General features: G+C 65.2%; 23 protein-coding genes and 2 pseudogenes. 17 read left to right on the top strand and 8 right to left on the bottom strand.

Going from position 1 to position 26,069, the window contains the following annotated elements; translation table 11 throughout:
• Window position 1: 1 nt before the first annotated feature.
• Entirely contained in the window at window positions 2–2,920 is a 2,919-nt protein-coding gene (locus ACFIMZ_RS32545; RefSeq protein ID WP_431823539.1) for an FAD-binding and (Fe-S)-binding domain-containing protein, read from the top strand.
• 40 nt (window positions 2,921–2,960) lie between these two features.
• Here ACFIMZ_RS32545 and ACFIMZ_RS32540 read toward each other — a convergent pair whose 3' ends face one another.
• On the bottom strand, window positions 2,961–4,088 hold the full coding sequence (locus ACFIMZ_RS32540) for a molecular chaperone DnaJ (RefSeq protein ID WP_431823538.1): 1,128 nt from the start codon (window positions 4,086–4,088) through the stop codon (window positions 2,961–2,963).
• Window positions 4,089–4,339: 251 nt separating this feature from the next.
• Here ACFIMZ_RS32540 and ACFIMZ_RS32535 point away from each other — a divergent pair, with 251 nt between their 5' ends.
• Window positions 4,340–5,491: a branched-chain amino acid ABC transporter substrate-binding protein gene (locus ACFIMZ_RS32535; RefSeq protein WP_431823537.1), complete on the top strand. Its 1,152-nt coding sequence runs from the start codon at window positions 4,340–4,342 to the stop codon at window positions 5,489–5,491.
• A 116-nt stretch (window positions 5,492–5,607) separates the two neighbouring features.
• Window positions 5,608–6,780: an NAD(P)/FAD-dependent oxidoreductase gene (locus tag ACFIMZ_RS32530; protein WP_431823536.1), complete on the top strand. Its 1,173-nt coding sequence runs from the start codon at window positions 5,608–5,610 to the stop codon at window positions 6,778–6,780.
• A gap of 105 nt (window positions 6,781–6,885) precedes the next feature.
• On the opposite strand, the gene ACFIMZ_RS32525 is transcribed toward ACFIMZ_RS32530, so the two are convergent.
• Both ACFIMZ_RS32525 and ACFIMZ_RS32520 read right to left on the bottom strand, forming a co-directional pair.
• On the bottom strand, window positions 6,886–7,581 hold the full coding sequence (locus ACFIMZ_RS32525; protein WP_431823535.1) for a hypothetical protein: 696 nt from the start codon (window positions 7,579–7,581) through the stop codon (window positions 6,886–6,888).
• A gap of 225 nt (window positions 7,582–7,806) precedes the next feature.
• Entirely contained in the window at window positions 7,807–7,995 is a 189-nt protein-coding gene (locus ACFIMZ_RS32520; protein WP_431823534.1) for a hypothetical protein, read from the bottom strand.
• 194 nt (window positions 7,996–8,189) lie between these two features.
• Between ACFIMZ_RS32520 and ACFIMZ_RS32515 the strand changes: the two genes are divergently transcribed.
• From ACFIMZ_RS32515 to ACFIMZ_RS32475, 9 genes and pseudogenes are all read left to right on the top strand, one after another.
• Window positions 8,190–8,522 (top strand): cupin domain-containing protein, encoded by a 333-nt coding sequence (locus ACFIMZ_RS32515; protein ID WP_059916109.1) that lies wholly within the window; start codon window positions 8,190–8,192, stop codon window positions 8,520–8,522.
• A 170-nt stretch (window positions 8,523–8,692) separates the two neighbouring features.
• Window positions 8,693–10,402 carry an Hsp70 family protein gene (locus tag ACFIMZ_RS32510; RefSeq protein WP_431825420.1) on the top strand — a complete coding sequence of 570 codons (1,710 nt, stop codon included), beginning with the start codon at window positions 8,693–8,695 and terminating at the stop codon, window positions 10,400–10,402.
• Between the two features lie 13 nt (window positions 10,403–10,415).
• Window positions 10,416–12,149 carry a hypothetical protein gene (locus ACFIMZ_RS32505; RefSeq protein ID WP_431823533.1) on the top strand — a complete coding sequence of 578 codons (1,734 nt, stop codon included), beginning with the start codon at window positions 10,416–10,418 and terminating at the stop codon, window positions 12,147–12,149.
• Between the two features lie 113 nt (window positions 12,150–12,262).
• Window positions 12,263–12,457 (top strand): annotated as a pseudogene (locus tag ACFIMZ_RS32500) (FAD-dependent oxidoreductase); the annotation flags it as partial.
• 508 nt (window positions 12,458–12,965) lie between these two features.
• A complete protein-coding gene (locus tag ACFIMZ_RS32495) occupies window positions 12,966–13,994 on the top strand; it encodes a hypothetical protein (RefSeq protein ID WP_431823532.1) in 1,029 nt (342 codons plus the stop codon).
• Between the two features lie 560 nt (window positions 13,995–14,554).
• Window positions 14,555–14,851, top strand: coding sequence for a hypothetical protein (locus ACFIMZ_RS32490; RefSeq protein ID WP_431823531.1), 297 nt, complete (start codon window positions 14,555–14,557; stop codon window positions 14,849–14,851).
• A gap of 382 nt (window positions 14,852–15,233) precedes the next feature.
• Window positions 15,234–16,433, top strand: a complete 1,200-nt coding sequence (locus ACFIMZ_RS32485; protein ID WP_431823530.1) for a PLP-dependent aminotransferase family protein — start codon at window positions 15,234–15,236, stop codon at window positions 16,431–16,433.
• Between the two features lie 18 nt (window positions 16,434–16,451).
• Window positions 16,452–16,640 carry a hypothetical protein gene (locus ACFIMZ_RS32480; RefSeq protein WP_431823529.1) on the top strand — a complete coding sequence of 63 codons (189 nt, stop codon included), beginning with the start codon at window positions 16,452–16,454 and terminating at the stop codon, window positions 16,638–16,640.
• Between the two features lie 56 nt (window positions 16,641–16,696).
• On the top strand, window positions 16,697–17,296 hold the full coding sequence (locus tag ACFIMZ_RS32475; RefSeq protein ID WP_431823528.1) for a pyridoxamine 5'-phosphate oxidase family protein: 600 nt from the start codon (window positions 16,697–16,699) through the stop codon (window positions 17,294–17,296).
• 37 nt (window positions 17,297–17,333) lie between these two features.
• Here ACFIMZ_RS32475 and gcvA read toward each other — a convergent pair whose 3' ends face one another.
• Complete coding sequence (gene gcvA / locus ACFIMZ_RS32470; RefSeq protein ID WP_431823527.1) at window positions 17,334–18,230, bottom strand: transcriptional regulator GcvA; 897 nt, start codon at window positions 18,228–18,230, stop codon at window positions 17,334–17,336.
• A gap of 134 nt (window positions 18,231–18,364) precedes the next feature.
• On the opposite strand from gcvA, the gene ACFIMZ_RS32465 reads away from it, so the two are divergent.
• Window positions 18,365–19,069, top strand: coding sequence for an SDR family oxidoreductase (locus ACFIMZ_RS32465; protein WP_431823526.1), 705 nt, complete (start codon window positions 18,365–18,367; stop codon window positions 19,067–19,069).
• 87 nt (window positions 19,070–19,156) lie between these two features.
• Here ACFIMZ_RS32465 and ACFIMZ_RS32460 read toward each other — a convergent pair whose 3' ends face one another.
• Genes ACFIMZ_RS32460 through ACFIMZ_RS32450 form a run of 3 tightly spaced genes read right to left on the bottom strand, consistent with a single transcriptional unit; the run spans window position 19,157 to window position 21,087 of the window.
• Window positions 19,157–19,762 carry a disulfide bond formation protein B gene (locus ACFIMZ_RS32460; protein ID WP_431823525.1) on the bottom strand — a complete coding sequence of 202 codons (606 nt, stop codon included), beginning with the start codon at window positions 19,760–19,762 and terminating at the stop codon, window positions 19,157–19,159.
• An 11-nt stretch (window positions 19,763–19,773) separates the two neighbouring features.
• The gene (locus ACFIMZ_RS32455) at window positions 19,774–19,950 is read right to left on the bottom strand and encodes a DUF5993 family protein (RefSeq protein ID WP_431823524.1); all 177 of its coding nucleotides are present in this window, start codon (window positions 19,948–19,950) and stop codon (window positions 19,774–19,776) included.
• Between the two features lie 12 nt (window positions 19,951–19,962).
• Window positions 19,963–21,087 (bottom strand): TDT family transporter, encoded by a 1,125-nt coding sequence (locus ACFIMZ_RS32450; protein ID WP_431823523.1) that lies wholly within the window; start codon window positions 21,085–21,087, stop codon window positions 19,963–19,965.
• 106 nt (window positions 21,088–21,193) lie between these two features.
• Between ACFIMZ_RS32450 and ACFIMZ_RS32445 the strand changes: the two genes are divergently transcribed.
• Window positions 21,194–22,087: a LysR family transcriptional regulator gene (locus ACFIMZ_RS32445; RefSeq protein WP_431823522.1), complete on the top strand. Its 894-nt coding sequence runs from the start codon at window positions 21,194–21,196 to the stop codon at window positions 22,085–22,087.
• Window positions 22,088–22,203: 116 nt separating this feature from the next.
• On the opposite strand, the pseudogene ACFIMZ_RS32440 reads toward ACFIMZ_RS32445, so the two are convergent.
• Window positions 22,204–22,422: pseudogene (locus ACFIMZ_RS32440) on the bottom strand (DUF4148 domain-containing protein); the annotation flags it as partial.
• A 479-nt stretch (window positions 22,423–22,901) separates the two neighbouring features.
• On the opposite strand from ACFIMZ_RS32440, the gene ACFIMZ_RS32435 reads away from it, so the two are divergent.
• The 3 genes from ACFIMZ_RS32435 (at window position 22,902) to ACFIMZ_RS32425 (ending at window position 26,009) form a co-directional block, all read left to right on the top strand.
• On the top strand, window positions 22,902–24,179 hold the full coding sequence (locus ACFIMZ_RS32435; RefSeq protein WP_431823521.1) for an epoxide hydrolase family protein: 1,278 nt from the start codon (window positions 22,902–22,904) through the stop codon (window positions 24,177–24,179).
• Between the two features lie 250 nt (window positions 24,180–24,429).
• On the top strand, window positions 24,430–25,473 hold the full coding sequence (locus ACFIMZ_RS32430) for an alpha/beta fold hydrolase (protein ID WP_431823520.1): 1,044 nt from the start codon (window positions 24,430–24,432) through the stop codon (window positions 25,471–25,473).
• On the top strand, window positions 25,473–26,009 hold the full coding sequence (locus tag ACFIMZ_RS32425) for a cytochrome P460 family protein (protein ID WP_431823519.1): 537 nt from the start codon (window positions 25,473–25,475) through the stop codon (window positions 26,007–26,009). Before ACFIMZ_RS32430 ends, ACFIMZ_RS32425 begins: the two co-directional genes overlap by 1 nt.
• The last annotated feature ends 60 nt before the right edge of the window (window positions 26,010–26,069 follow it).

The following is a 26,069-nucleotide window of genomic DNA, read 5'->3' as shown; positions in this document are numbered from 1 at the left end:
CGTGAAGCGCGCGACTCCGATCGAAGTCGGGCAGGAACTGCTCGACGCGCTCGCGGCTGACCTGCGCACCGCGATGCGCGGCGAGGTGCGTTTCGATGCCGGCACGAAGGCGCTCTATGCGTCCGACGCGTCGAACTACCGGCAGGTGCCGCTCGGCGTCGTCGTGCCGACCGACGCGGACGATCTCGCCGCGGCGCTCGCCGTGTGCCGGCGCTTCGACGTGCCGTTCCTGACGCGCGGCGGCGGCACGTCGCAGAACGGGCAGGGCGTGAACGTCGCGGTGGTCGCCGACGCGAGCAAGTACTTCAACCGCGTCGTGTCGGTCGATCCGGACGCGCAGACGGCGATCGTCGAGCCGGGCGTCGTCTGCGACACGCTGCGCGACGCGGCCGAGGCGCACGGCCTGACGTTCGCGCCGGACCCGGCGACCCACAGCCGCTGCACGCTCGGCGGGATGATCGCGAACAACTCGTGCGGCGCGCATTCGGTGATGGCCGGCAAGACGGTCGAGAACGTCGAGGCGCTCGAGATCCTCACCTATGACGGCGCACGCTTCTGGGTCGGCCCGACGCCCGAGCACGAGCTCGACGCGATCATCGCGGAAGGCGGCCGGCGCGGCGAGATCTACCGCCGGTTGCGCGACCTGCGCGACCGCTACGCGGACCGCATCCGCAACGAGTTTCCGCAGATCAAGCGGCGCGTGTCCGGCTTCAACCTCGACCAGCTCTTGCCGGAGAACGGCTTCAACGTCGCGCGCGCGCTGGTCGGCACCGAAGGCACCTGCGCGATCACGCTGCAGGCAAAGGTGCGGCTCGTGCACAGCCCGTCGTGCCGCGTGCTGCTCGTGCTCGGCTTCACCGACATCTTCACCGCGGCGGATGCGGTGCCGCATTACAACCGCTTCGCGCCGATCGCGATCGAGGGCCTCGATCGCGCGATCATCCGCGGGCTGCAGGCGCGCGGGCTGAAGGCCGACGAAATCGCGCTGCTGCCGCCGGGCGACGCGTGGGTCGTGCTGGAGTTCGGTGCGGATACCGTCGATGCAGCGCTCGCGCAGGCGCGCGAAGCCGAGGCGTATTTCAACGGCGGCGGCGCGGGCCCGGACGTGAGCGGCTTCGTCGTCGAGGAGAAGGCGAAGCAGCAGAAGATCTGGTCGATCCGCGAAACCGGCGCGTCGGCCGTCGCGCTGTCGGTCGATCGGTCCAAGCCCGATCCGGTCGCCGGGTGGGAAGACGCGGCCGTCGATCCGCTGCGGCTCGGCGACTATCTGCGCGCGTTCCAGGCGCTCGTCGACCGCTACGGCTACGAAACCTGCCTGTACGGCCATTTCGGCGACGGCTGCGTGCATGCGCGGATCACGTTCGACCTGCGCAGCGCCGAAGGCGTGCAGGTGTGGCGCGGCTTCCTGCGCGAAGCGGCGCAACTGGTCGTCGACTTCGGCGGCTCGCTGTCCGGCGAGCACGGCGACGGCCAGGCGAAGGCCGAGTTCCTGCCGATCATGTACGGCCCGGAGCTGATGCAGGCGATGGCCGAGTTCAAGGCGATCTGGGATCCGGCGAACCGGCTGAACCCCGGCAAGGTGATCAACGCGTACCGCGCCGACGAGAACCTGCGGCTCGGCCCCGCGTACAAGCCGGTGACGCTGCAGACGAAGCTGACCTTCGCGAGCCCCGAGGGCGACGGGATGCAGCGCGCGATCGAGCGCTGCATCGGCATGGGCAAGTGCCGCTCGCTCGACGGCGGCACGATGTGCCCGAGCTATCGCGCGACGCGCGAGGAGAAGTTCTCGACGCGCGGCCGCGCGCACCTGTTCTGGGAGATGCTGCAGGGCGACGTGATCAAGGACGGCTGGAACAGCGCCGAGGTCAAGGAAGCGCTCGACGCGTGCCTCGGGTGCAAGGGCTGCAAGTCCGATTGTCCGACGCACACCGACATGGCGTCGTACAAGGCGGAATTCCTGTCGCACTACTACGAAACGCATCGCCGGCCGCGGCAGGCGATGTTCATGGGGAGGATCGGACAATGGGCGCCGCTGGCGAGCCGTTTTCCTCGGCTTACGAATTTTATGACCTCGACCCCGCCCTTGGCGCGTATCGGCAAGTGGCTCGCGGGCATCGCGCCGCAGCGGGCGCTGCCGGCGTTCGCGCCGCGCCCGTTCCGTGCGATCGCGAAGCGGCGCGGGATCGGCCAACGCACGGGCGCGTCGCCGGCCCGCAACAAGGTGATTCTGTGGGTTGATACGTTCAACGAGCATTTCTCGCCCGACATCGCGGCGGCCGCGGTCGACGTGCTGACCGCGCTCGGCTACGACGTGACGTTGCCGCGGAAGCGCCTGTGCTGCGGCCGGCCGCTGTACGACTACGGCCTGCTCGACGAGGCGCGCGCGCTGCTGCGCACGGCGGTCGACGAACTCGCCGGCGAGATTGGCGCGGGCGTGCCGGTCGTCGGGCTCGAACCCGGCTGCCTGTCGGTGTTCAAGGACGAACTGCTGAAGCAGTTGCCCGACGAACCGCTCGCGAAGCGCCTTGCCGCGCAGACGTTCCTGTTCTCCGATTTCGTCGCGCAGGCGGATTTCGCGTGGCCCCGGCTCGACGCGGACGTGATCGTCCACGGGCATTGCCATCAGAAATCGCTGTTCGGGATGAAGGGCGAAACCGCGCTGCTCGACAAGCTCGGCGTGCGCTGGAAACTGCTCGACACGGGCTGCTGCGGGATGTCGGGGTCGTTCGGCTTCAACGAGGACCATTACGACCTGTCGATGAAGATCGGCGAGGGCAAGCTGCTGCCGCTCGTGCGGCAGGCGAGCGCGGACGCGATCGTCGTCACCAACGGCTTCAGCTGCCGTGAGCAGATCGAGCAGGGCGCGGGCCGCACGCCGCTGCATATCGCGCAGCTCGCGAAACGGGCGCTCGGGGTGTGACGCGGGCGTCGACGCCGGGCCGGGCGTCGACGCCCGCGCGTCAGTACGGCAACGCGTCGCTAGCGAAGGCCGACTGCTGACGTTTCAGCTCCTTCAGCCAACGTTTCAGGCTCCCGACGTCGTCGAACAGTGGCATCTCTTCCTTCAGATTGCGAATGTCCTGCTCGCGCCCGACGATTTCACGCGCGAGATTGAGCAACACCGTGTCGGGAGAGACGTCGGCGTACGGAGAAAGTCCGTAGGTGAGTCTGAGGTGGGATTCCACGTGCCGGATTTCCTGGTCGAGTTCGGCGACTTGCTCCTTGAGTATCTTGTTGTAGTGCTTCAGGCGATCTTCGCTGATTTGGTTGATCGCGTGCTGGTCGATGTGCTCGAGTTCGAGCTGCAGTTCCAGCAGCTTCAGCAGATCGTTCTTGTCGTATGCCTGGTTCACGCGCTGCATCAGCGCAGTCTTGCGCTCGCGCTCCAGCGGATCGGGCTCTCGATCGGGATGCAGCGCGCTGGCGAGCTTGCGATAGACGCCACGGATCGACTGGCTCAACTCGACCTGTTCAGCTTGTTGCTGCGACTCCTTGGCAAGCTGCTTCGCCGATTTTTGCCGTTCGGCCCGCCGCGCTTCCCGCGCCCGCTTATTGGCCTCCTCCCGAGCCTGCTGTTGTTCCAGCTTCGCCCGAACGTGTCGCAGGACTTCGTCATGCGCGCTCATGTCGAGATCGTCGCCGAGCTCGACGCCGAGCATCGCTTCCAGCTCGGCCTTCATCGTCGCGAATTCGGCGGCGATTTCGACGTCGTAGTCGGTTCCGCCATGCCGGTTGTAGATGGCCTTTAACTGCGCGTCGGCGTTTCCGTCGAGCAGGTCGCCGGCGATGCTGGCGATCAGCGTCGAGATCGTGCGTTGCTCGGCCTTGGTCAAGCCTTTCCGGCCGCTTGCCTCGTCGAGCCGGAAAGCCATCGTGGTGCGCAGATCCGTCCACGCGCGTTCGAGCGGCAACAGCTCGTCCAGATATCTCTTCTGGAACGCGGGAATGACGTGCTCCCATGCCGACAGGCGCTTGCGGCGCTTCTCGATTTGCTTGATCAGTGCGTTGAATGCCTTCTGCCCCTTGGACAGGACGGTCTTGCCGGAGTCCGGCGCGATGCTGACGGACCGGCTGTTTGTGCGGGGCATGGCGGTTCCTCTCGGCGGCTGCGGTGCATGAAACAAGCGGCTATTCTAGCGCCTGAGCGGCTGACGCTTGTCGCCTGCCGGATCGCGCGTTCGCCGCGACTTGATGACTATTGCGCACAACCTAGTTCCGATATTTCGTTTGCTGCGCGGGTATTGGCTACCCACAATCGGCTCACCTCTTTCGCGGTGAAAGGCTCCCGGAGACGGAGCCGCGCTGCGCATCCGCTCCCCCCAGACCGAAGGAATGCCCGATGAAGTTCCGAATTCGCTCTCTCTCCGGCGCGGCGCTGGCCGCGGCGATCCTCGCGCTCCCGGCAGGCGCGGCCCATGCGCAGGAGGCGGTCGTCAAGGTCGGCGTCGCCGGTCCGCTGACGGGCGGCGGCGCCGCGTACGGCAAGGACATCGAGAACGGCGTGCGCATGGCGGTCGACGAGGCGAACGCGGCGCGCCCGACGATCGGCGGCAAGCCGGTGAAGTTCGTCGTCGCGTCGCAGGACGACCAGAGCGATCCGCGCGCCGGCGTGCAGGCCGCGCAGCAGCTGGCGGACGCGCAGGTCGCGGTCGTGATCGGCCACTTCAATTCGGGCACGACGCTGCCCGCGTCGAAGATCTACGCGAAGGCGGGCATTCCGATGATCACGCCGTCCGCGACCAATCCGGAGATCACGCGCGCGGGCCTCGGCACCGTGTATCGCGTGATCGCGACCGACACGCAGAACGCCGGCAACGCGGGCGCGTATGCGGCGAGCGTCACGAAGGCGAAGCGCATCGCGATCATCGACGACCGCACCGCGTTCGGCCAGGGCGAAGCCGACGAGTTCGAGAAGGCGGTGAAGGCGAACGGCGGCACGATCGTCACCCGCGAGTTCACCAACGACAAGGCGGTCGACTTCAGCGCGCAGCTCACGAAGATCAAGAGCGTCAACGCCGACCTCGTGTTCTTCGGCGGCCTCGACGCGCAGGCGGCGATGCTCGTCAAGCGGATGCGCCAGCTCGGCATCAAGGCGCAGTTCCTCGCCGGCGGCGGCGTGATGAACGCGAACTTCATCCGGCTCGCCGGCGGCGCGGCGGAAGGCGCATCGGCGTGGGAGTACGGCCAGCCGCTGTCGCGCCTCGAGAAGGGCAAGACGTTCGAGACGAAGTTCCGGCAGAAGTACGGCGTCGACATGCTCGCGTATGCGCCGTTCGCGTATGACGCGACGTGGATCGCGATCAAGGCGATGGAGAAGGCGAATTCGACGAAGCCCGCGGATTTCAACGGCGCGCTGAAGCGCACCAGCTACGACGGCATCACCGGCACGATCGCGTTCACGGACACCGGCGACCTGAAGAACCCGAGCTCGACGCTGTACGAAGTGAAGAACGCCGCGTGGCAGCCGGTGACGACGAAGTCGGCGAATTGAGCGGACGGGCGGGGGGCGCGCGACGCTTTCCCGCCGGTTCCGTCCATGCTGAAATACCGCAAGCAGTCCGGTGCGCATCGCGCGCCGCGCCATTCATCCGCAATCTGGAGTCAGTCGTGAGTTCTCAAGTCGTAATCGTCGGCGGCGGCGTCATCGGCAGCTCGATCGCCTACTTCCTGCGCGCATCCGATCCGACGGTGTCCGTGACCGTGATCGAGCGCGATCCGACCTATGCGAGATCGTCGTCGGCGCTGTCGGCCGCGTCGATTCGCCAGCAGTTCTCGACGCCGCTGTCGATCGAGATGTCGCTGTACGGCATCGAATTCCTGCGTACCCTCGGCGAGCGGCTCGAAGTCGACGGCCACCGGCCGTCGATCGATCTGCACGAGGGCGGCTACCTGTTTCTCGCGACGCCGGCCGGCGACGCGACGCTGCGCGAGAACCATGCGCTGCAGACGCGTCTCGGCGCGGACATCCGCCTGATGGATCGCGACGCGCTGAAGGCGACGTTTCCGTGGCTGAACGTCGACGATCTCGCGTCGGGCGCCTACGGCGTCAGCGGCGAAGGCTGGTTCGACGGCTACGGGCTCGTGCAGGCGCTGCGCAAGAAGGCGCAGGCGCTCGGCGCGCGCTACGTGCCGGCGGATGTGACGGGCGTCGTGCGCGACGGCCGCAAGGTCACGCACGTCGTCACGCGCGACGGCGAGCGCCATGCGTGCGACACGCTGGTCAACGCGGCCGGCGCGTGGGCGCGCACGCTGTCCGCGATGATGGGCATCGACATTCCGGTCTACGCGCGGCGGCGCAGCATCTTCAACGTGTCGTCGCCGGCGAGGCTGACGGCGTGCCCGCTGCTGATCGATCCGACCGGCGTGTATTTCCGGCCGGAGGGCAAGACCTATATTTGCGGCACGTCGCCGAGCCCGGACAAGGATCCGGACGACCTGCCGCTCGACGAAGTCGATCACGACCTGTTCGACGAAGTGATCTGGCCGACGCTCGCGCATCGCGTGCCGGAATTCGAGGCGCTGCGCGTCGAGCACTGCTGGTCCGGCTATTACGAGTACAACGTGTTCGATCACAACGCGATCATCGGCTATCACCCGGATCTCGATAACTGCGTGTTCGCGAACGGCTACAGCGGCCACGGGCTGCAGCAGGGGCCGGCGACGGGGCGCGGCGTCAGCGAGCTGATCCTCGGCGGACGCTATGCGACGCTCGACCTGTCGTCGCTCGGCTGGGAGCGGGTGCTCGAGAACCGGCCGATCGTCGAAAAGAACGTCGTGTAGTGCGGTAGTGCGAGCGGTGTGGCCGTCCCGTGTGGTGGACGGCCTTTTCCTTGTGTCACCGATTGGCCCGACCTTGTCGGGCCTTTTTTTCAGGTTCTTCCCGGATCAGCGCGAGTGGCCTTGCTCGTTCGCATGCTTCAGCATGGATTTGAGCCGCTCCAGCAGGCTTTTCGCGTGCGCCATGAAAGTGACATCGGCGGTAGCGGCGTCGCTGGTACGGGAAAGATTGCCGGCCATCTCGAGATAGGCGTTTGCGGGGCTGTCTTGGCGGCCGGCACCCGATGGCGATGTCGCATCACCAGCGGCCGCCGGATTCCCGGTCGCGATTCCCGTCACTGCCGCGGAAGCATCCAGCGACGCGGCGTTGACGCCTGCTGCGGCCTCTGATGCACCATTGCCCGTCGCCGCGATGTTGCTCGCGTTTCCGGCGTCTCCCGACACGGCCGGGGAAGCGGCGGACACGTCGGCGCCCAGTTCTTTTCCCGCAGCCTGGTATTGCTCAACGAGGCCTTTCACTTCCTTCATCATCGCCGCGAGCTGCTTGGGCGACATCCCGAGCATTGCCAGCTTTCGCAGCATGTCCTCAAGCTCTTCCAGGCGCCTGCGCGCGTACTCCTTCGCGCTTTGCGCCGGTGACCGCCCAAGGTCGCTCAATGCGACACGAACCTCCTCGTTCCGTTTGAGCAAGTCCCGGAGGGAAGGCCCCGTGTTCGTCGAGCCGTCTGCGTTCTTGGCGCTTTCACGCTCGCGAGCGGGGTAAGCGTAGGCGCTGCTGGAATAGTTGGTGGCCTTGATTGTCATGGAAACCTTGTCATCTGGCGGCGGCAAGGCACGGACAACGAGAAGCCAGCCACCGTGATAATGAATGCATTCTGTAATGTTCATTAACGGCAGCAAACTGCTCGGGTTTAGGGGTTGGCCTTTCGCAGATGATTTTGGACGCAGCCAACCGGGGCGCCCTATCGCACGGCGCTGGCAAAATTGCCAGTGCCCTCCGTCACGGAGCGCCCCGCAGCGGACTCCGCGTCAGTGTGTGGTGATGTTGACGGCCACGATTTCGTATCCGGCGTCGGCGTGCTCGTTCGCCGCTTTTTTCGCTTCCTCATACGAGAGAAAGGACATGGCGTCTTCAATCGCCGGTGCCATGCCGATGTCTCCGTCCTCGGCGGTGCACAGGAACTGCTGACCGGTCTTCACGACATAGATGGTCGTCATGTCTCCCTCCATGGTTTGCTGGGGGAACTTCCAGTCTAGCAGGCGGGAAGGGGAGCGGGAGACAGGCGCTTGACTACCCGTTTCGGGCCTTGGAAATAAGCCTGCTGCAATGGCGGTTCCCGGACTACAGTGGACATTTTCCCGGCACCTTTGAACCAACCGCCTTCACACGAAGGCTGACGCGAGGTCACGCGATGCAACTTCAAACCGGCAACCTGTTCAGCCCCGAAGGGAAGCGCGGCGGCGACGAGCGGATCGACGTGCTCGTCACGGGGCAACGCCTGAACGTGGAGCGGATCGTGTCGATGGGACACGCAAGTCCCGAGGGGTTCTGGTATGACGATTCGCGCGCCGAATGGGTGGCGCTGCTGTCGGGCGCGGCCGTGCTCGAGTTCGAAGAGGATTCGACGCTGCACGAGATGCGTCCCGGCGACTACGTGCTGATCGAGCCGCATTGCCGGCATCGCGTCGCGTGGACGCATGCGGAAGAGCAAACCGTCTGGCTTGCGATTTATCACGAACGGTGAATCGGGCGCTGGTTCATGTGGGTGCTCGGGCGAACGGCTGGAACTTGCATTCAAGATTGCCGGTCGGGCTGCCGATACACAGGGTTACGCAAACAATCAGAAGCCAGTCGCACGGCCGGATGACCGCCCGGGCGCCGACCCGCACCTGCACGAATCCGGGGAACCGTCATATGTCTCACATCGTTGGAATCGACCTGGGCACCACGAACAGCCTGATCGCCGTCTGGCGGGAGGACCGGGCCGAACTCATTCCGAATGCGCTCGGCGATGTCCTCACGCCGTCATGCGTATCGGTCGATGCGGACGGTTCGATGCTGGTCGGCCGGCCCGCGCTCGAGCGCCGCAGCAAGCATCCGGAACGCACCGCAGCCAGCTTCAAGCGCTACATGGGCACGGAACGGAAACTGCATCTGGCCGATCGCTTCTTCCGGCCGGAGGAATTGTCGTCGCTGGTGCTGAAGTCGCTGAAGGCCGACGCAGAGGCGTGGCTCAACGAGCCGGTGACGGAAGCCGTGATTGCAGTGCCGGCCTATTTCAATGATGCTCAGCGCAAGGCGACCCGAATCGCAGGCGAGCTGGCCGGCATCAAGGTGTTGCGCCTCGTCAACGAGCCGACGGCCGCGGCGCTTGCATACAGCGTGCATCAGCGCGACGGGGAACGGAAATTCCTGATCTTCGATCTGGGCGGCGGCACGTTCGACGTGTCGGTGCTCGATTTCTTCGAGGGTGTGATGGAGGTGCGCGCCAGCACGGGCGACAACTTCCTGGGCGGCGACGACTTCACGCAGGCGCTGTGCGAGCTGTTCTGCCGCAAGCGCGGCATCGAGCCGAGCGCGCTCTCGGCGGGTGATACGCAGCGGCTGTGGCGTCAGGTCGAGGGCGCCAAGCGGCGGCTGACGCAGAGCGACAACGGGCGCGTTGCGCTGGAGCTGCGTGTCGGCGAGGTCGATCACGCGATCGAGGTCGGCGGCGAAGAGATCGATCGCGCGTTCGAGCCGTTGCTGGACAAGCTGCGCAAGCCGGTCGAGCGCGCGCTTCGGGACGCGAAGATTCCGCTCGGCGAACTCAACGAGATCATCCTGGTCGGCGGCGCGACCCGCATGCCCGCGGTTCGCCGGCTCGTGACGCGGATGTTCTCCCGCCTGCCGGCAGGTCACTTGAATCCGGACGAAGTCGTTGCGCTGGGCGCGGCGGTGCAGGCCGGGCTCGTCGGCCGTCATGCCGCGCTCGACGAAATGGTGATGACCGACGTCGCGCCGTACAGCCTCGGCATCGACACGTCGATCCAGATCGGGGCGGACGATTTTTCCGGCGGTCACTTCCTGCCGATCATCGAGCGCAATACGATCGTTCCGGTGAGCCGCGAACAGCAGATCGTGACGATCCGCGATCGCCAGCAGTTCCTGAGCATCAGGGTGTTTCAGGGCGAAGCGCGCCTGACCCGTGACAACATCGCGCTCGGCGAACTGAAACTCGAAGTGCCGCTCAAGCCGGCCGGCCAGGCCGGCGCCGACGTTCGCTTCACATACGACGTGAGCGGCGTGCTCGAAGTCCAGGCAACGGCGTTTCCGGACGGTGTGACGCGGACGATCGTCATCGAGGAGAATCCGGGTGTCATGTCAGCCGACGAAATCGCACGCTGCTTCGCGGCCCTGGCGTCGCTGAAGATCCACCCGCGCGAGCAGATCGAGAACCGCACCGTGCTGGCGAGGGCCGACCGGATCTACGAGGAATTGCTCGGCGAGCCGCGCCGCTATCTCGCGGCGCAGATCGCGCGTTTCCAGGCGCTGCTCGAACGGCAGGCGACCGACGAGATTCCCCGGGTGAGGCGGGAGTTGAGCACCGTGCTCGACCAGATCGAAGCGCAATTCACCCTTTGAGCCGGGAGCCCGCATGAATGCATGGCCTTGGAGTGTCCTCGAGATCGACGACGGCTCGGATGAGCGTGCGGTGCGCCGCGCCTATGCACGGGCATTGAAGCAGCGCCGCGCGGACGAGGATCCCGACGCGTTTCAGGCATTGCGCGGCGCGTACGAGCATGCGTTGCTGCTGGCCCGCAACGCGGCCTCCGGCGAGACGATCACGCTGGTCGAAACGGATGGATCGCGGCCGGACCGGCCACCCGCGGACCTTGAGCAGCGTATTGAAGCCGATGGCGTCGGGCAGGCCGCCGCGCCGGCGTTGCCGATGCAGCCGATGCAAGCCGCGCAGTCGATGCCGCCGCCGCCGGACCACGCACCGGACCCGGCCGCCGAGGCTGCCCGGATCTGGGACGGGTTTTCCGCCGATCCCGGCAACGTGACGTCGCAGCGTGCGATCAAGGCACTGTTCGCGTCGGCGGTCAGTATCGCGCTGCGCGACGAGCTCGAATGGGCGGCGCTGATGTACTGCCTGCGCGACGACATTCCGGCCGACAGCCGCAGCGATCTTGCCGACGTGCTGAACTGGCGAGAGGGCGCCGGACATCTGATGCAGCGCAACGCGTACCTCGCGCGCCAGGCGCTGTCCAGGATCTTCGCGGACGAAGAGCATGCGCAAGCCAGGCGGCATTTTCCGGCGGCTGTCGACATGCTGGAGCGCCCCCTGCCGGGCGTGACCCGAGCGCTGCTGCTGCTCGCCGACCGCAACCGTCATCGCGAGATGGAGGCCCTGCTGTTCGCGTTGCAGGCGCATTTCGTCAACGCACGGAACCTGCGGTTCGACGGCGAGCGGGTTGCGTTCTGGCGAGACGCGTGCACGCGACGGACGAAGGCGATCCGGCTGTGCGTCACGGCGCCGGTGCTTGGCCTGTGGTGCGGGCTGCTGGTCGCCAGCGGGTTGGCCGGGATGGGTGTTCTGGGCGCCGCCCCGGCATGGGGCGGGCTGCAAGGGGCGATCATGGGCGCGGCTGCGCTATTGACGATGCTCGTCTATGGCGTCGCCGAATTCGGCGCTTCGACGCTGTCGTTGCGCTGGCGTCGCGTCGCGCGCGAGCGTGCCGTCGTCCGGTATGGCTGGGTCGCGCTCTGGGTCGCGGCGAGTTGCGCAGCCTATGCGGATGCACGAGTCGGCATCGTGACGTCGGTCGCGCTGCTGTCGCTGGCCGCTGCGACCGTCTGGGCCGTCGCCGTGCATGGCTGGCCGCGTCTGCCGGGCCTCGCGGCCCTTTGCGTCTGTGCGGCGTTTGGATTCGGGTTCTTCGGATACTACGTGCGCGTCGCGGGCGGCCCGTGGCAGGTGCCGATCGCGCAGGGCGTGCTGTACGGATTGTTCGCGGGCTTCGTGCAAGGCGAGTTGCGTGCGATCGTCGAGCGTTGGCGCGGCTTGCGTTTTGCAGCGACACTTGCCTGGTTCGCTGCCGGCGCGGCAACCGCATTCATGCTGATGGGCATGGAGCTGGCCGACTTCAGTTCCGCTTGGGCCGAGCCGGCCTGGAGCATGTACGCATTGCTGATCGTTGCCGGCAGCCTGGTGGGCACGATGCGCTGGGGGCAACTGGCCGCGATTCTGCCTTCGGTCTTCCGTGGCTGGATGTACATCATTTGGGTGGTGTTGGCGTCGATGAAACCGCCTTACGCGGCATTCATCGTGCTCTGCCTGATGAGCTACTGGATCGTGCAGGACATGAAGCAAAGACGGGCGGACTAGGGATGGTGGGCCGGATCCCGGCGCACGGATCGGGCCGCGTCCGTCGGGATGTCGGCACGATCAGCTTTGAGCGAGCGATTTCAGGATCGGTTTCGTCAGGGGCCCTCATCCCCGGTTCGCCGGCGGGCGACGCGACGCTGCGCGAGAACCACGCGCTGCAGACGCGTGTCGGCGCGGACATCCGCCTGATGGATCACGACGCGCTGAAGGTGACGTTTCCGTGGCTGAACGTCGACGATCTTGCGTCGGGCGCCTACGGCGTCTGCTGCGAAGGCTGGTTTAACGGTCATGGGCTGCAGGAAAGGCTGGCGACAGGGCGCGGTGACTCGGCGGACGCTATGCGACGCTCGACCAGTCGTCGCTCGGCTGGGAACGTGTGCTCGCGAACCGGCCGATCGTCGAAAAGAACGTCGTGTAGTGCGGTAGTGCGAGCGGCGTGGCCGTCCGGTGTGGTGGACGTACCCCCCTTGTCTCACCGATGGCCCGACTTTGTCGGGCTTTTTTTGTGTTTAGATCAAGGGGAGTGCAGTGCGTGTTGTCGGCATTCGGCCGAGGCTGTGTGAAAACGCGAAACCACTCGGATTTCGGATGCCACTTTACCCTTCCCGGACTGACACCGGGCCGATACGGCGCAATCGGAAGAGTCGACTTTTTCGACAGGGGCGTTGGGCATACGTTTTCACACAGCCTCGACCAAAAGCGGACGATCGTAAAAATGGGGGCTTTTGCATCAATAAATAAAGATGCGAGCTTCATCCTTACTGGAATAACGCTGCCGCAGACATGGTTGCAGTGCGGTTGAGAAATGGAAATTAAATGAGAATTAATGAGCGACTGAGGCGAACCTTGTATCCCAGCGAGAACTACAGGGCAAACGTCTTCATGATAAAAAATGCTGTTGACAAACACATTGTTCGAGACCGAGTAACGCCACATTTTTTAACCTATCACTTTGAAAATGAAACTGTGTTTGCTGTCCAGTTCATGGATTTCGTTTGCTTGTTAGAGCGAATCTGTGTGGGGGTGGGTGTAAGCCTTATTAAAAGGATAGGGGAAATTCGAGGGGCAGAAACTTCCAAGTACGAGCAGATAATTCAGGCGCTGTGCGAGATAGTAATTGCAAAGAAATTTATCGAGGCTTTTCCGCCTGAAAACGGATTCGTTTTTAAATGGGAGCCGACCGATAAGACGAAGAAGAATCCTGAGTTCATGATAAGTTGTTCTGACTGGCGGGTTCTGGTCGAGGTTAAATCCCCGTCGCTCTCTGACTACGAAAAGAAGAATCGCCTTGCCAGAGCTCAAGTTGTTGGTCGTGCGCCATTTATGAAAGATGTTATCGAGAAGCTGTATGGTAAGGAACATGTAGCCCTTCCGCTCGATAATAAGATGAAGGATTTTTTGGTTAGTGCTGAAGCGAAGTTTTCAAGCTTCACTTCGATTGATGTGCCGACATATGGCCTGCTGTTTGTTTGTTGGAGCCAACGAATGTTTGAAGCGATCACTCCGGTAACTGGCCTTGGTTCAGGGCTATTTACGGAGCACAGCTTCTATCGAAACGACGGTGTTGCGATCAAATTTCCGAACGTAAGCGGCGTGATAGTGACTGCTCATCAACACCTGTTGGGAATGCTATTGAAAGAGTGGAATCTCCCACCGGGAATAGATGGTTTCGGGTACGGTAACTATTGGGTGTACGGTAGTCCAGCAAATCCGACGTTATGCGACAACCCAGTTGCCCTGATGCCAGTACCGATGTTTTTGCAGAAGGCGCTTCATACCGTGCCGGCTGGACAATCCCTGGATCCTTTGTCCCAAGAGCTGGACTTTGTGCATTGGCTCGGCTAAGGCACACCTAATCAATCGGGCGGGAAGATCCTTGAGATCGTCGTAGAGAGCTTGCTAGCTATCCCTAGGGTGTCTGTCTTGCGAAAGTGACGTACGACAGAAGTTCGCTTCTACGTTGCGGCTACGACTGCCAAGAGACTATTTTCGAGTAGCGTACCGCCCACGATAGTCCGCTCCGGATCGGTTGCGCCGACCGTGTGCGACCGCGGTCGGCCAGTTTTAGCGATTCGGCGGACACGAAGGAATGCAAAATGACTAATTCGCAACATCAGTCCTGTATCGCGCGCGACCCTATGCCCTTCGGCCAATCCTTATCGACAACCCATTTTCAAGACGCCAGCGCAGCTAAACTGGTCTCGAAGCCTTGCTTCTCGATCATCGGCTGTTGAACGGAGCCCCCTTTGCATCGGTGGTCGGAATAATCGTCTTGCTCGACATCGACAAGACGCAGCAAAGGGGCGAGCAGGGAATTCACGGCAGCAAAAAAGCGCGGGCCGCATGGGCGGCAACCCATACGACCCGCTGACCACCACCAACTCATACGTCCCGAGGAGTTGACCATGGCTGACGCCAATACTAAGTCACGTCCAAAGAAGCGTAAACCGCGCAACCCGAACACCGTGCTTGCGATGATCCTCCGCAGCACACCTGACCGGCCCAAGAGCGGCTGGCCGTACATGCCGTGGATGAGCGTCATCGATGCGCACTTCAAGCTGTTCGGATTCGAACCGGGGGACCGGGTCTTCCTCAACATCAATCACAAGACCCGGCAAATCAACATCACGCCTGACGGCAGCCAGCTTGCGCAGCGAGAGCAGCCATACCATCAGCCTGTCGAACGAGCGGAAACGGCATAAACAACAAGGACCGCTTCGCGCGGTCCTTGCTGCTGGATTGCCGGTTTTGCGCGAACGCAACTGATGGGCGGGGCGTTATCGCCTTGGCCCTTGCCTCGGATGTCGCGATGTGGGTCGACCATCACCTTTAACAACTGTCATGGCCGCAAGGGCCTTGTGGCTGCAATGCGCATGGCGAAACAATCGGATGGATTCGATTAACGGCAGGGCATAGGTTTTCCAACGATTCCCACCGCCCGCCACATGATGACCAAACCGCAAGACATAGTGCATAGATATCGTTTGCGGCGGCCTTAACGGCTACCGACAATCGTGGCTTGAATTCGCCGCCGGCGTGTCAAAGCGCACCGCCGGCCGCCATCCGCCCCGAGCCCACGACGACATGTACGCGTTCACCACCCCGTTCCAGCACCCCGCCGGCTCGCCGATCCGCGAGCTGTTCAAGTATCTCGGCGAGCCCGGGATGATTTCCTTCGCGGGCGGCTACCCGGCCAGCGACCTGTTCGACGTCGACGGCCTGAACGCGGCCGCCGCGCGCGCCTACGCGCAGCCGACCCGCTGCCTGCAATACGGCCCGACCGACGGCCTCGCCGAGCTGAAGCAGCAACTGATCGCGTTGATGGCGCGCCGTAACGTGACCTGCACACCCGCCGAACTGGTCGTCACGACCGGCTCGCAGCAGGGCCTCGACCTGCTGCTGCGCGTGATGGTCGCGCCGGGCGACGTCGTGCTGACCGAGCAGCCGGCCTACCCGGCGACGCTGCAGGCGCTGCGCCTGCAGCAGGCGCGCATCGTCACGATCCCGGTCGACGGCGACGGCCTCGACGTCGACCGCCTCGACGCGCTGCTGGCATCGGGCGAGATCGCGCAGCCGAAGCTGCTGTACACGGTGCCGACCTTCGCGAACCCGACCGGCGCGACGCTCTCGCGCGAGCGCCGCCTGAAGCTGCTGCGCCTCGCGGTGCGGCACCGCTTCCTGATCGTCGAGGACGACCCGTACGCCGACCTGCGCTTCGCGGGCGAAGCGCTGCCGTCGATGCTCGCGCTTGCCGGCGAAGTGGACGGCGCGCGCGACTGGATCGTGCATTTCGCGAGCCTGTCGAAGATCGTCGCGCCGGGCCTGCGGGTCGGCTGGACGATCGCGCCCGCCGAGATCGCGCGGCGCTGCGTGATCGCGAAACAGACGGTCGATCTGTGCAGCGCGCCGTGGACGCAGGCGATCGCCGCCGAGTATCTCGCCGACGGCGCGCTCGAACGTCATCTGCCGCGCATCACCGATGCATACAAGCGCAAATGCGCGGCGATGTGCGATGCGCTGCGCGACGGGCTCGGCGATGCGATCGAATTCCATCGTCCGGAAGGCGGGATGTTCGTGTGGGCGCGGATCGGCGCGGTGTCGTCGGCGCAACTTCTGCAGCACGCGATCGCGAACAAGATCGTTTTCGTTCCCGGCAACGCGTTCTTCGCGGACAACGTCGACGACGCGTCACTGCGCCTGTCGTACGCCGCGCCGGACGTCGACGCGATCCGGGAAGGCGTCGCGCGGCTCGCGCGCGCCTATGGTGCGGCGCTGGCCGCTTGAGAATGAGGAGACCTATTGATGAACACGACCGTCAACGCAACCGCATGGATGGATGAAGCACCGGGCATGGCCGACATCCGGCCGGCCGCGCACCTGTCGTCGCAGATCAGCGCTGGCCCCGAATACGTCGCCGAAGTACTCGGGCGATTCGGCGTCGAACACGCGGAGGCGTCCGACATGGCGCCGGTCGTGCTCGGCTACAACTGAGCGCCCGGTCGCTGCCGGAACGGTTAAGCTTGCGCGATCGACATCGCGTACCGACCATGCCCGACTCCGCCGCCGAATCGCTTCAATCCACCTACGACCGCCTCTGGGCCTGCCTCGAGTCGGGCGTCGGCACGAAGCGCTCGCCGTTCACGATGCTGCAGGCCGCGACGCTCGGCCTCGACGGCGCGCCGAAAGTACGCACGCTCGTGCTGCGTCAGGTGCGCCGCGCGGGCCACGTGCTGTCGTTCCATACCGATGCGCGTTCGGAGAAGGTCGCGGAGCTGCGTCGCGATCCGCGCATCGCGCTGGTCGGTGTCGATCTCGACGCGCTCGTGCAGATCCGCGTGGAAGGCGTCGCATCGATCTGCACGGATGAAGCGGAGCGGCGCGCGGTCTGGCAAGCGAGCCGTCCGCATACGCTGCTGCTGTATCGCGCGCCGCTGCCGCCCGGCACGCCGGTCGCAGCGCCGGCCGACGCGCATCCGCCAACCGATGCAGACCCGATGACGGCAGACGACGGCTACGCGAATTTCTGCCTGATCCACGTGACGGCGACGCGTATCGATTTTCTCGATCTCGCGCCTTCAGAAGGGCATCGGCGCGCAATATTCGACCTGCACGCGGACGGCTACGACGGCCGCTGGGTCGCGCCCTGACGCACGCGCCGGGCAAGCGCGCTGCCGCTGCCCCGGCTCAAGGCCGCCCGTCCCGCTCCGCCTGCGCGATCAGCCAGTCGCGCATCACCGCGAGCGCGTCGTCGTCACGCCGCTCGCCCGGATACACGAGATAGAACCCGACCGACAGCGGAAACGCGAATTCGAACGGCTTGCCCAGCCGGCCGGCGGCGATGTCGCGCTCGACGAGCGGATCGGTCGCGAGCGCGATGCCCTGGCCGGCGACCGCCGCGTCGATCGCGAGCAACGTCTGGTTGAAGCGCAGCCCCTTGTGCGGATCGACGTCGACGGGCTCCGGCAGCGCGGCGAGAAATTCCGGCCACAGATCGTGCGCGTCGTGCAGCAGCACGTGGCCCGCGAGCGCGCGCGGCGGCGCAGGCGCGGCCAGCAGCGAAGGGCTGCACACCGCGTAGATGTCGAGCGGAAACAGCAGGTGCGCGGCAAGGCTCTTGCCGAACGGCGGCTTGCCGTAGCGGATCGCGAGATCGACGCCGTCGTGGCGGAACGTCGCGAGCTGCGCGTCGGCGATCACGCGCACGTCGAGGTCAGGGTGCGCGTCGGTGAAGTGGGCGAGCCGCGGGATCAGCCACTTCGACGCGAACGACGGCGTCGTGCTGATCGTCAGCGTCGCGCGCCGCTTGATTAGCTTGTCGGTCGCGTCGGCGATCGCGTTGAGCGCGCGCTGCACGTCGGAGAAATACGCGGCGCCGTCGTGCGTCAATGCGAGGCCGCGCGGCAGCCGCTCGAACAGCCGCAGGCCGAGCACGTCCTCCAGATGCCGCACCTGCTGCGCGACCGCGCCCTGCGTGACGCCGATCTCGTCCGCCGCGGCGCGGAAGTTCAGGTGGCGCGCGGACACTTCGAACGCGCGCAGCGCATTCAGCGGCGGCAGGCGGGACAGGCGGCGAGGCGGCATCGTCAGGATGTAGAAAAGCTATTGTTGAGAGGCAGAAATACTGGTTCGACAGCGGCGGTCGATGGGCCTACATTACCACCATGGCGCGCCGGCTGGCGGCTGCGCGGTGGCTTGAATCGAGCGAGGGGCACATCGTGACTGTAGAAAAAGTGGCGTTGATCACGGCGGCGGGCAAGGGCATGGGCGCGGCGATCGCGCGCGAACTGGCGGCGACGGGCTATCGCGTCGCGCTGATGTCGCCGTCCGGCAGCGCGGTCGCGCTGGGCGAGGAACTGGGCGGTTTCGGCCTGCAGGGCTCCGTGACCGAGGACGCGGACATCGAGCGGCTCGTGCGCGACACGATCGCGTGGTATGGCCGCATCGACGCGGTCGTGAACAACACCGGGCATCCGCCGAAGGGCGACCTGCTGTCGATCACCGACGACAACTGGCATGCGGGGCTGGACCTGATCCTGCTGAACGTCGTGCGCGTGATGCGGCGCGTGACGCCGATCTTCCAGGCGCAGGGCGGCGGCGCGGTGGTGAACATCTCGAGCTTCGCGGCGGACGCGCCCGAGCAGCCGATGCCGGTGTCGTCGGCGTTGCGCGCGGCGTTGAGCGCATGGACGCGTCTCTATGCGGAGCGCTACGCGGCCGAGAACATCCGGATGAACGCGGTGCTGCCGGGCTTCATCGACAGCTGGCCGGAAACGCCGGAGATCGTCGCGCGCATTCCGGCGGGTCGCTTCGGCAAGACCGGGGAAATCGCGAAGACGGTCGCGTTCCTGCTGTCCGACGGCGCGGGCTACATCACCGGGCAGAACATCCGCGTCGACGGCGCGATCGTGAAGGCGCTCTGAGTGACTATCCGGCGGCGGCCGCGCCGGGCCGCCTGCCGTTGGCATGTGCCATGAACCGGAGGCCGTCGGCGCAACGCCCGATGGTCATTATCGACAGCTCATCGAACCACGACCGGCGGGGGCTTCTGGATCGCCGCAGTACAGCAGGTGATAGTGCTGCGGATCGCTATAGAGGGCGTGGAAGCCTGTTTCGACAAACACCGATATCAGGTTCCCGATCACCAGTGCCGCGAACAGCCAGACAGCGAGCTTGACGAACGGCGACCGACCCGCTTCGGCGGACCGCGGCGCACCGACGTGGATCGTCTGCAGGCGCGTCCGGAAGGCGAGCATCAGCACGCAATAGATGAGGCTCGCGGTCAGTGCGACATAGGACGCGGTGTACATGTGCATTCCCAGAATCGCGCCGCCATAGGGCGGCGTGCCGGGCAACACGTGCAGGAACATCTGCATCAACCCGATCAGGCTGCCGACCAGGGCACCGACTGCGCTCAACGCATGGTTGGCAGGGGAAGGATTGCGGCTCCACACGTTCATCAGCAGTCCCGCGCCGAGCAGCATGAAGGCGACCCGCTGGAGATTGCAGAGCGAACACGGCAGTTCACCGTGCGCCAACTGGAAATAGAACGCGACGAGCAGCACCGCATTGACGCCGTATAGCATCAACAAATCGATCAGGCGATTGGCTTTCATTTTTTGACCTCTTACCAGGAGCCGTAGGTGGCGAACTGCGGAATGTGATGCGCCCCATGGTGAATGGCCCATGCCGCAACGAGCAACGTGGTCAGCCACCAACTCGCACTCGCTGCTCGGTCGCGTCCCAGCAAGGACAGCAGGAGCGCCACGGTGGCGGACAGAAATGGAATAAACCCGATGAACATGATCTACCTCGATTATTTGGAAATCGGCGCCAGGCAAGGCGCATGGAACAGGCCGCCGTGCAGCATCCCTCGGCACGTCCGCACGATCACCATGGCCCACAAGCCGCCGAGCAACAGGGCGAGCGACGTGCCGAATACGGCGAATCCACCGAAACCCGTTGCGTGGTACAGGCTCAGCGACGCGGCGGTATAAACGCCCAGCGGAAACGTGAAACCCCACCAGCCGAGATTGAAGGGCAGTCCTTCGCGGCAATAGCGCATCGTGAAGAGCACGGCGCAGGCCAGCCACCAGAGACCGGCGCCCCAGAGCAGGAGCGCGCCGGCAATGCCGAGGTCCCGCGCCAGCACCGCCACGCTGGCCAGCGGTGTACCGGCGAACGCAACAGGCGCGGCCTGACCGAGCGTCAGCAGACCGAGCGCCCCGGTACCGATCGGGCCGAGCGTCAACCAGCTCGACGGACCGAGGTCGCGGTGCGGCAATTTGTGGATCACGAGCCGGAAGAACACGATCGTCAGAATCGCGAACGCAAGCGGGACCGAAATCGCCCACAGCACGTACCCCGCGCCGATCAGCAGACGGGCCTGCGTCCCGACGAAATGCGGCGCGAGGGTGGCCGCGCTCGACGCCGCCACTTCCGGTGCGACGATCGGCAGCAGCAGGACCGCGGTCACACGCTCGAACGCATGTCCCTGCTCGGTGAACATCATGAACGGCACGCCGATCGCGACGACGACCGACAGCAGCGCATCGACGCACCACAACGCGTACGCGAGCGCATTGGCCTCGGCATGCCCGCCCGTGAACAGGACGATGCCGTTGATGATCGGCACGAGACCCATCGGCACCGCGCCGAGAAACATCGACTGGACCGGATGGCGCAGGAGCGGCCGGATCGTTTCGGGGAACCTGATCGCCCGCGCCGTCAACATCGCCGCAAAGGCGAGATACAGCACGATATCGATGGCCCACAACGCCGACGCCAGCGCGCGCTGTCCGCCGAAGTGCAACGGCAGCCCGGCGAGCACCAGCGACACGATGCCGTTTCCCATCGTCACCGCAAACCAGTTCGGCGTGAATTGCCTGACGCGTTCGGACAGGCCGTGCGGCGCGTGCGCTGTCAAGTTCATCTTGGTCATTCGATTCTCCCGTGTCGAGGAACTGTCTGACTGGATTCTAGGGAGCGGCTTTGTATAATAAAAATACATCGTTGAGATGCTTCATATATCATTGTCATATACCTCGATGAACTTCACTCACTTGGCCGCGTTCTACGCGGTCGTCGAAACCGGCAGCGTCACGGCGGCATCGGAAAGACTGCACGTCAGTCAGCCCGCACTCACACGCGAGATTCGGGAGCTGGAGGAACGGCTGGGCGCGACGCTGTTCGACCGCATGCCGCGCGGCATGCGGCCCACGGAAGCGGGCCGGCTCCTCGCCGAATATGCGGCGCAAATTTTTTCGTTGGCCAATGTGGCCGAAGCGGCAGTCGGCGAGTTCGCCGGCCTCACGAGAGGCCAGCTCGGCATTGGCTCGAGCCGGACGATCGGCGTGTATCTGCTGCCGGCCGTGTTGAACGAATTCCGCACGCGCTATCCGGGCATCACGGTCGATCTCAGAATTTCGAACAGCGAGAACATCGAAAACGCCGTCCTCGCAAACGAGCACCAGATCGGCATGATCGAAGGGCCTTACGACGACACGGCATTCGATGCCGCCGTCATCGGCCGGGACGCACTGATAGCGGTCACTGCGCCGACTCACCCGCTGGCCCGCAAACGTCAATTGACCGCCGATGCAATCGGAAAAGCCGAACTGGTCGTGCGTGAACCCGGTTCAGGAACGCGAACGGTCGTCGAGCAAGCCTATGCGCAGCGCGGCTTGACGTTGGCGCCGAAGCTGTCGGTCGGCAGCGCCGAGGCGATCAAGCAGCTGGTGCGGCTCGGCAATGCGATCGCCTGGGTTTCGCGCAGCACCGTGACCGAAGAGCTCTCGTCCGGCGCGCTTGTGCAACTGCCCGTCAAGGACCTGAAGATCGAGCGCAATCTCTGCATGATCTGGCGAAAGGGGGGGAGTTTGAGCCCGAGCGCGCGCGCGTTTCGCGAGCTCGCCACGGACTTGTTCAAGCGCACGCGGTGACTGTAGACGGTAGCGCCCGAGTCAAGTCGCGGCGCACGCTGCGTTCGGACTCGGGACATCCCGGCGCCGTTCGCCCGCGCTTCCCGTCAACGGCCGGCCTGGACCGTGTCATGCTGCGCGGCGGCCTGCGCCGCGACCCTCGCTTCGGCCGCCTGGATGTCGTCCGGATAGTGCGGATCGTCGCCTGCGGCGGGCTGGTAGCCTGCCTGCTCGAGGCGAACCAGGTCGGCAATGACCTCGGCACGGGTCAACGGCGCCGAAGTCGTTTGCGCGAAGCTTGCGGTGGCGCCGGTAAGCGCGGCAGCAGTCAGCGCGAAACAAATGAGCGATTTCATGTCGTAGTCCTGAAAGAGTAAAAGGCTGTCGGCTCGACTGCCAGAGTCGAGTATTAATATCGGTATCCTTAGTAAAATCAGGCGACGATGGAACGATCCATCGATGCCGAACGCGGAGGTCAAGCCTTGGGCACGTTGATCACGTCGCCGATCCGGAGCCCCGTCAAGCGCGTCAACGGGTCGATGTCGATATCCTAGGGGGAGACGACTTAGATGATAAATATATAGTTGGCATCGATTGAATGCGTTTCTGATATGCAAGCATCCACGCGGGCGCACTGTGCCGTGAGGCAACGCTCCAAGCCCGACGGCGGCCGCGCCGGGCCGCCTGCTACAAATCCGTACAAAGCAGACAAATCCGGGATACATCAGACCTTTCCAATGGATTACGCCGCCTGATCGAATCGCGCCGCAACGAATGCCAGGGCGCGGTATCGAGCGCGCGGCTTGTCCAATTTCCGAAAGGAGGATGTCAAGCCATGTCTTCAATACGGTTTTCGCCGATGCGGCGCCACCTGCTGGCCAGTTCCGTGGCCGCGGGCGTGTCCGCGATGCTTCCCACCGCACTTCACGCTGCCACGGGCGGCGGCGGCATTCGCCCGTTCACGGCGCACATTCCCGACGAAGCGCTCGCCGATCTGCGGCGCCGCATTGCCGCGACGCGCTGGCCGGGCCGCGAGACGGTGGCCGATGAATCGCAAGGCGTGCAGCTCGCGCGCATGCAGCAGCTTCTCCAGTACTGGGGTACCGACTACGACTGGCGCAAGGGCGAAGCGCGCCTGAACGGCTTTCCGATGTTCATCACGGAAATCGACGGCCTCGACATTCACTTCATCCACGTCCGGTCGCGGCACGAGAACGCGATGCCGCTGATCATGACGCACGGCTGGCCCGGCTCGATCTTCGAGCTGCTGAAGGCGATCGGCCCGCTGACCGATCCGACCGCGCACGGCGCGAGCGCCGACGATGCGTTTCACGTCGTCGTGCCGTCGCTGCCGGGCTTCGGCTTCTCGGGCCGGCCGACGAAGGCGGGCTGGGGCTCGGACCACATCGCGCGCGCGTGGGGCGAACTGATGGCGCGCCTCGGCTACACGCGCTTCGTGTCGCAGGGCGGCGATTGCGGGTCGGTGATTTCGCACCGGATGGCGATGCAGCGCGTGAAGGGGCTGGCCGGGATTCACGTGAACATGCCGGCCACGGTGCCGCCCGACATCGCGACGCTGCTCGCGACCGACGCCCCCGCGCCGGCCGGGCTGTCGGCGAAGGAGAAGGCCGCCTATGAAAAGCTCGCGACGTTCTACCGCGACAACTGCGGCTACTCGGCGATGATGGTGACACGCCCGCAGACGGTCGGCTACGCGCTCGCTGATTCGCCCGCCGGGCAGGCCGCGTGGATGTACGACAAGATTTCGCAGTGGACGTACAGCGGCGGCATTCCCGAGCGCTCGATTCCGCGCGACGAGATTCTCGACGACATCTCGCTCTACTGGCTGACGAACACGGCGACGTCCGCGGCGCAGATCTACTGGGAGGATCACTCGAACAACTTCAACGCGGTGGATATCGCGCTGCCGGCGGCCATCACCGTGTTTCCGGGCGAGATCTATCAGGCGCCGCGCAGCTGGGCCGAGCGCTGCTATCACAACCTGATCTACTTCAATGAAGTCGGCAAGGGCGGGCATTTCGCGGCATGGGAGGAGCCCGAGCTGTTTGCGCAGGAAGTGCGCGCGGGCTTCCGGCCGCTGCGCCGCGCGTAGCCTCGGCCGGAAGGGCGGCGCGCCCCTGTGGCGCGCGCCGTTTCGCACGGAATTTTGCATCACCTTGTGTCGCAGCCGAACCCGGATACGTTGAGATACAAGGCATCCGGCCGGCTCGGATATAACGTCAGTGAAGCGTTTCGCGTGACGGCGCCGGCTCATCGGCGCCGGTTTCGCGAACGAAATTTTCAGCGCGCCCGTGCCGTCGCAGCGGGCACTTCCCTCAGCGATCCACAATGGAGAACGAGTCATGCCTGACACCGTGAACACCCGACGCCGCCTGATCCTGGGCACGACGCTGGCCGGCCTGAGCCTGGCGGACCTGGGTTTCGGCAACCTCGCCCGCGCGGAAGCGCCGCCCGCTGCGTCGACGGCGAAGCGCGCAGCCGGCGGCGCGTCGTTCGGCACGATCCACCAGATCGACGCGGGCGTGCTCAACGTCGGATATGCGGACGTGGGACCGAAGCACGGCCCCGTCGTGTTCCTGCTGCACGGCTGGCCCTACGACATCCAGAGCTACGCCGAAGTCGCGCCGCTGCTCGCGGCGGCCGGCTATCGCGTGATCGTCCCGTACCTGCGCGGCTACGGCCCGACGACGTTCCGCTCGGCCGACACGCCGCGCAACGGCCAGCAGGCGGTGACGGCCGTCGACATCGTCGCGCTGATGGACGCGCTGAAGATCGACCAGGCCGTGTTCGGCGGCTACGACTGGGGCGCGCGCACGGCCGACATCATCGCGGCGCTGTGGCCGCAGCGCGTGAAGGCGCTGGTGTCGGTGAGCGGCTACCTGATCGGCAGCCAGGAGGCGAACCGGAAGCCGCTGCCGCCGCAGGCCGAATTCCAGTGGTGGTATCAGTTCTATTTCTCGACCGAGCGCGGCGCGCTCGGCTACGCGCAGAACCGCGACGCGTTCAACAAGCTGATCTGGCAGCTCGCGTCGCCGAAATGGCAGTTCGACGACGCGGCCTACGCACGCTCGGCAGCGTCGTTCCGGAATCCCGATCACGTGGCCGTCGTGATCCATAACTACCGCTGGCGTCTCGGGCTCGCGAAGGGCGAGGCGCAATACGACGACCTCGAGCGGCGTCTCGCAGCGGGGCCTGCAATCACGGTGCCGACGATCACGATGGAAGGCGACGCGAACGGCGCGCCGCATCCGGAACCGGCCGCGTACGCGAAGAAGTTCACCGGCAAATACCAGCATCGCACGATCAGCGGCGGCATCGGCCACAACCTGCCGCAGGAGGCGCCGCAGGCGTTCGCCGATGCGATCCTGCAAGTGGAGCATCTGTGATGCGGGCGGGAACGGGTGTGATGCGTCGCGATCGGGTTCGCGCATGCTGTGCGGGCGTGCTGCTGCTGGCCGCGCTGGGGGCGAATGGCCCGGCCGCGTTCGCGGAACCGACGAAGCCGGCCGCGTCGCCGATCTACGGCGTGACGATTCCGCCCGGCTACCGGAAATGGGAAATGGTCGCGCCGGCCGAGGAAGCCGCGCCGCTCGACGAATTGCGCGTGGTGCTCGGCAATCCGGTCGCGATCCGCGCGCTCGAGCAGGCGACGCTGCCGTTTCCGGACGGCACGATCCTCGTCAAGCTGGCGTACAAACGGAAGCAGTCGGAGGAATTCCCGCCGGCGACGGTGCCGGGGCAGGCGACGACCGTGCAGGTGATGGTGAAGGACTCACGCCGCTACGCGGCGACCGGCGGCTGGGGCTTCGGGCGCTTCGTCAACGGCGTGCCGGCGGACATCGGTCAGCATCAGACCTGCTTCGCGTGTCATCAGGCGCGCGTGAAGGACCGTGATTACGTGTTCACGCGGCTCGCGCCGTGACGCCGTGACGCGATGCGCGAACGAAGGGCCTGCCGCTTGCGACACGTCTTTTGGGTTCTT

It is taken from the genome of Burkholderia sp. F1, assembly GCF_050813845.1.
Taxonomy (GTDB): domain Bacteria; phylum Pseudomonadota; class Gammaproteobacteria; order Burkholderiales; family Burkholderiaceae; genus Burkholderia; species Burkholderia ubonensis.
The sequence above is the reverse complement of the archived record's forward strand: the minus strand, read 5'-3'. Positions and strand labels throughout refer to the sequence as shown.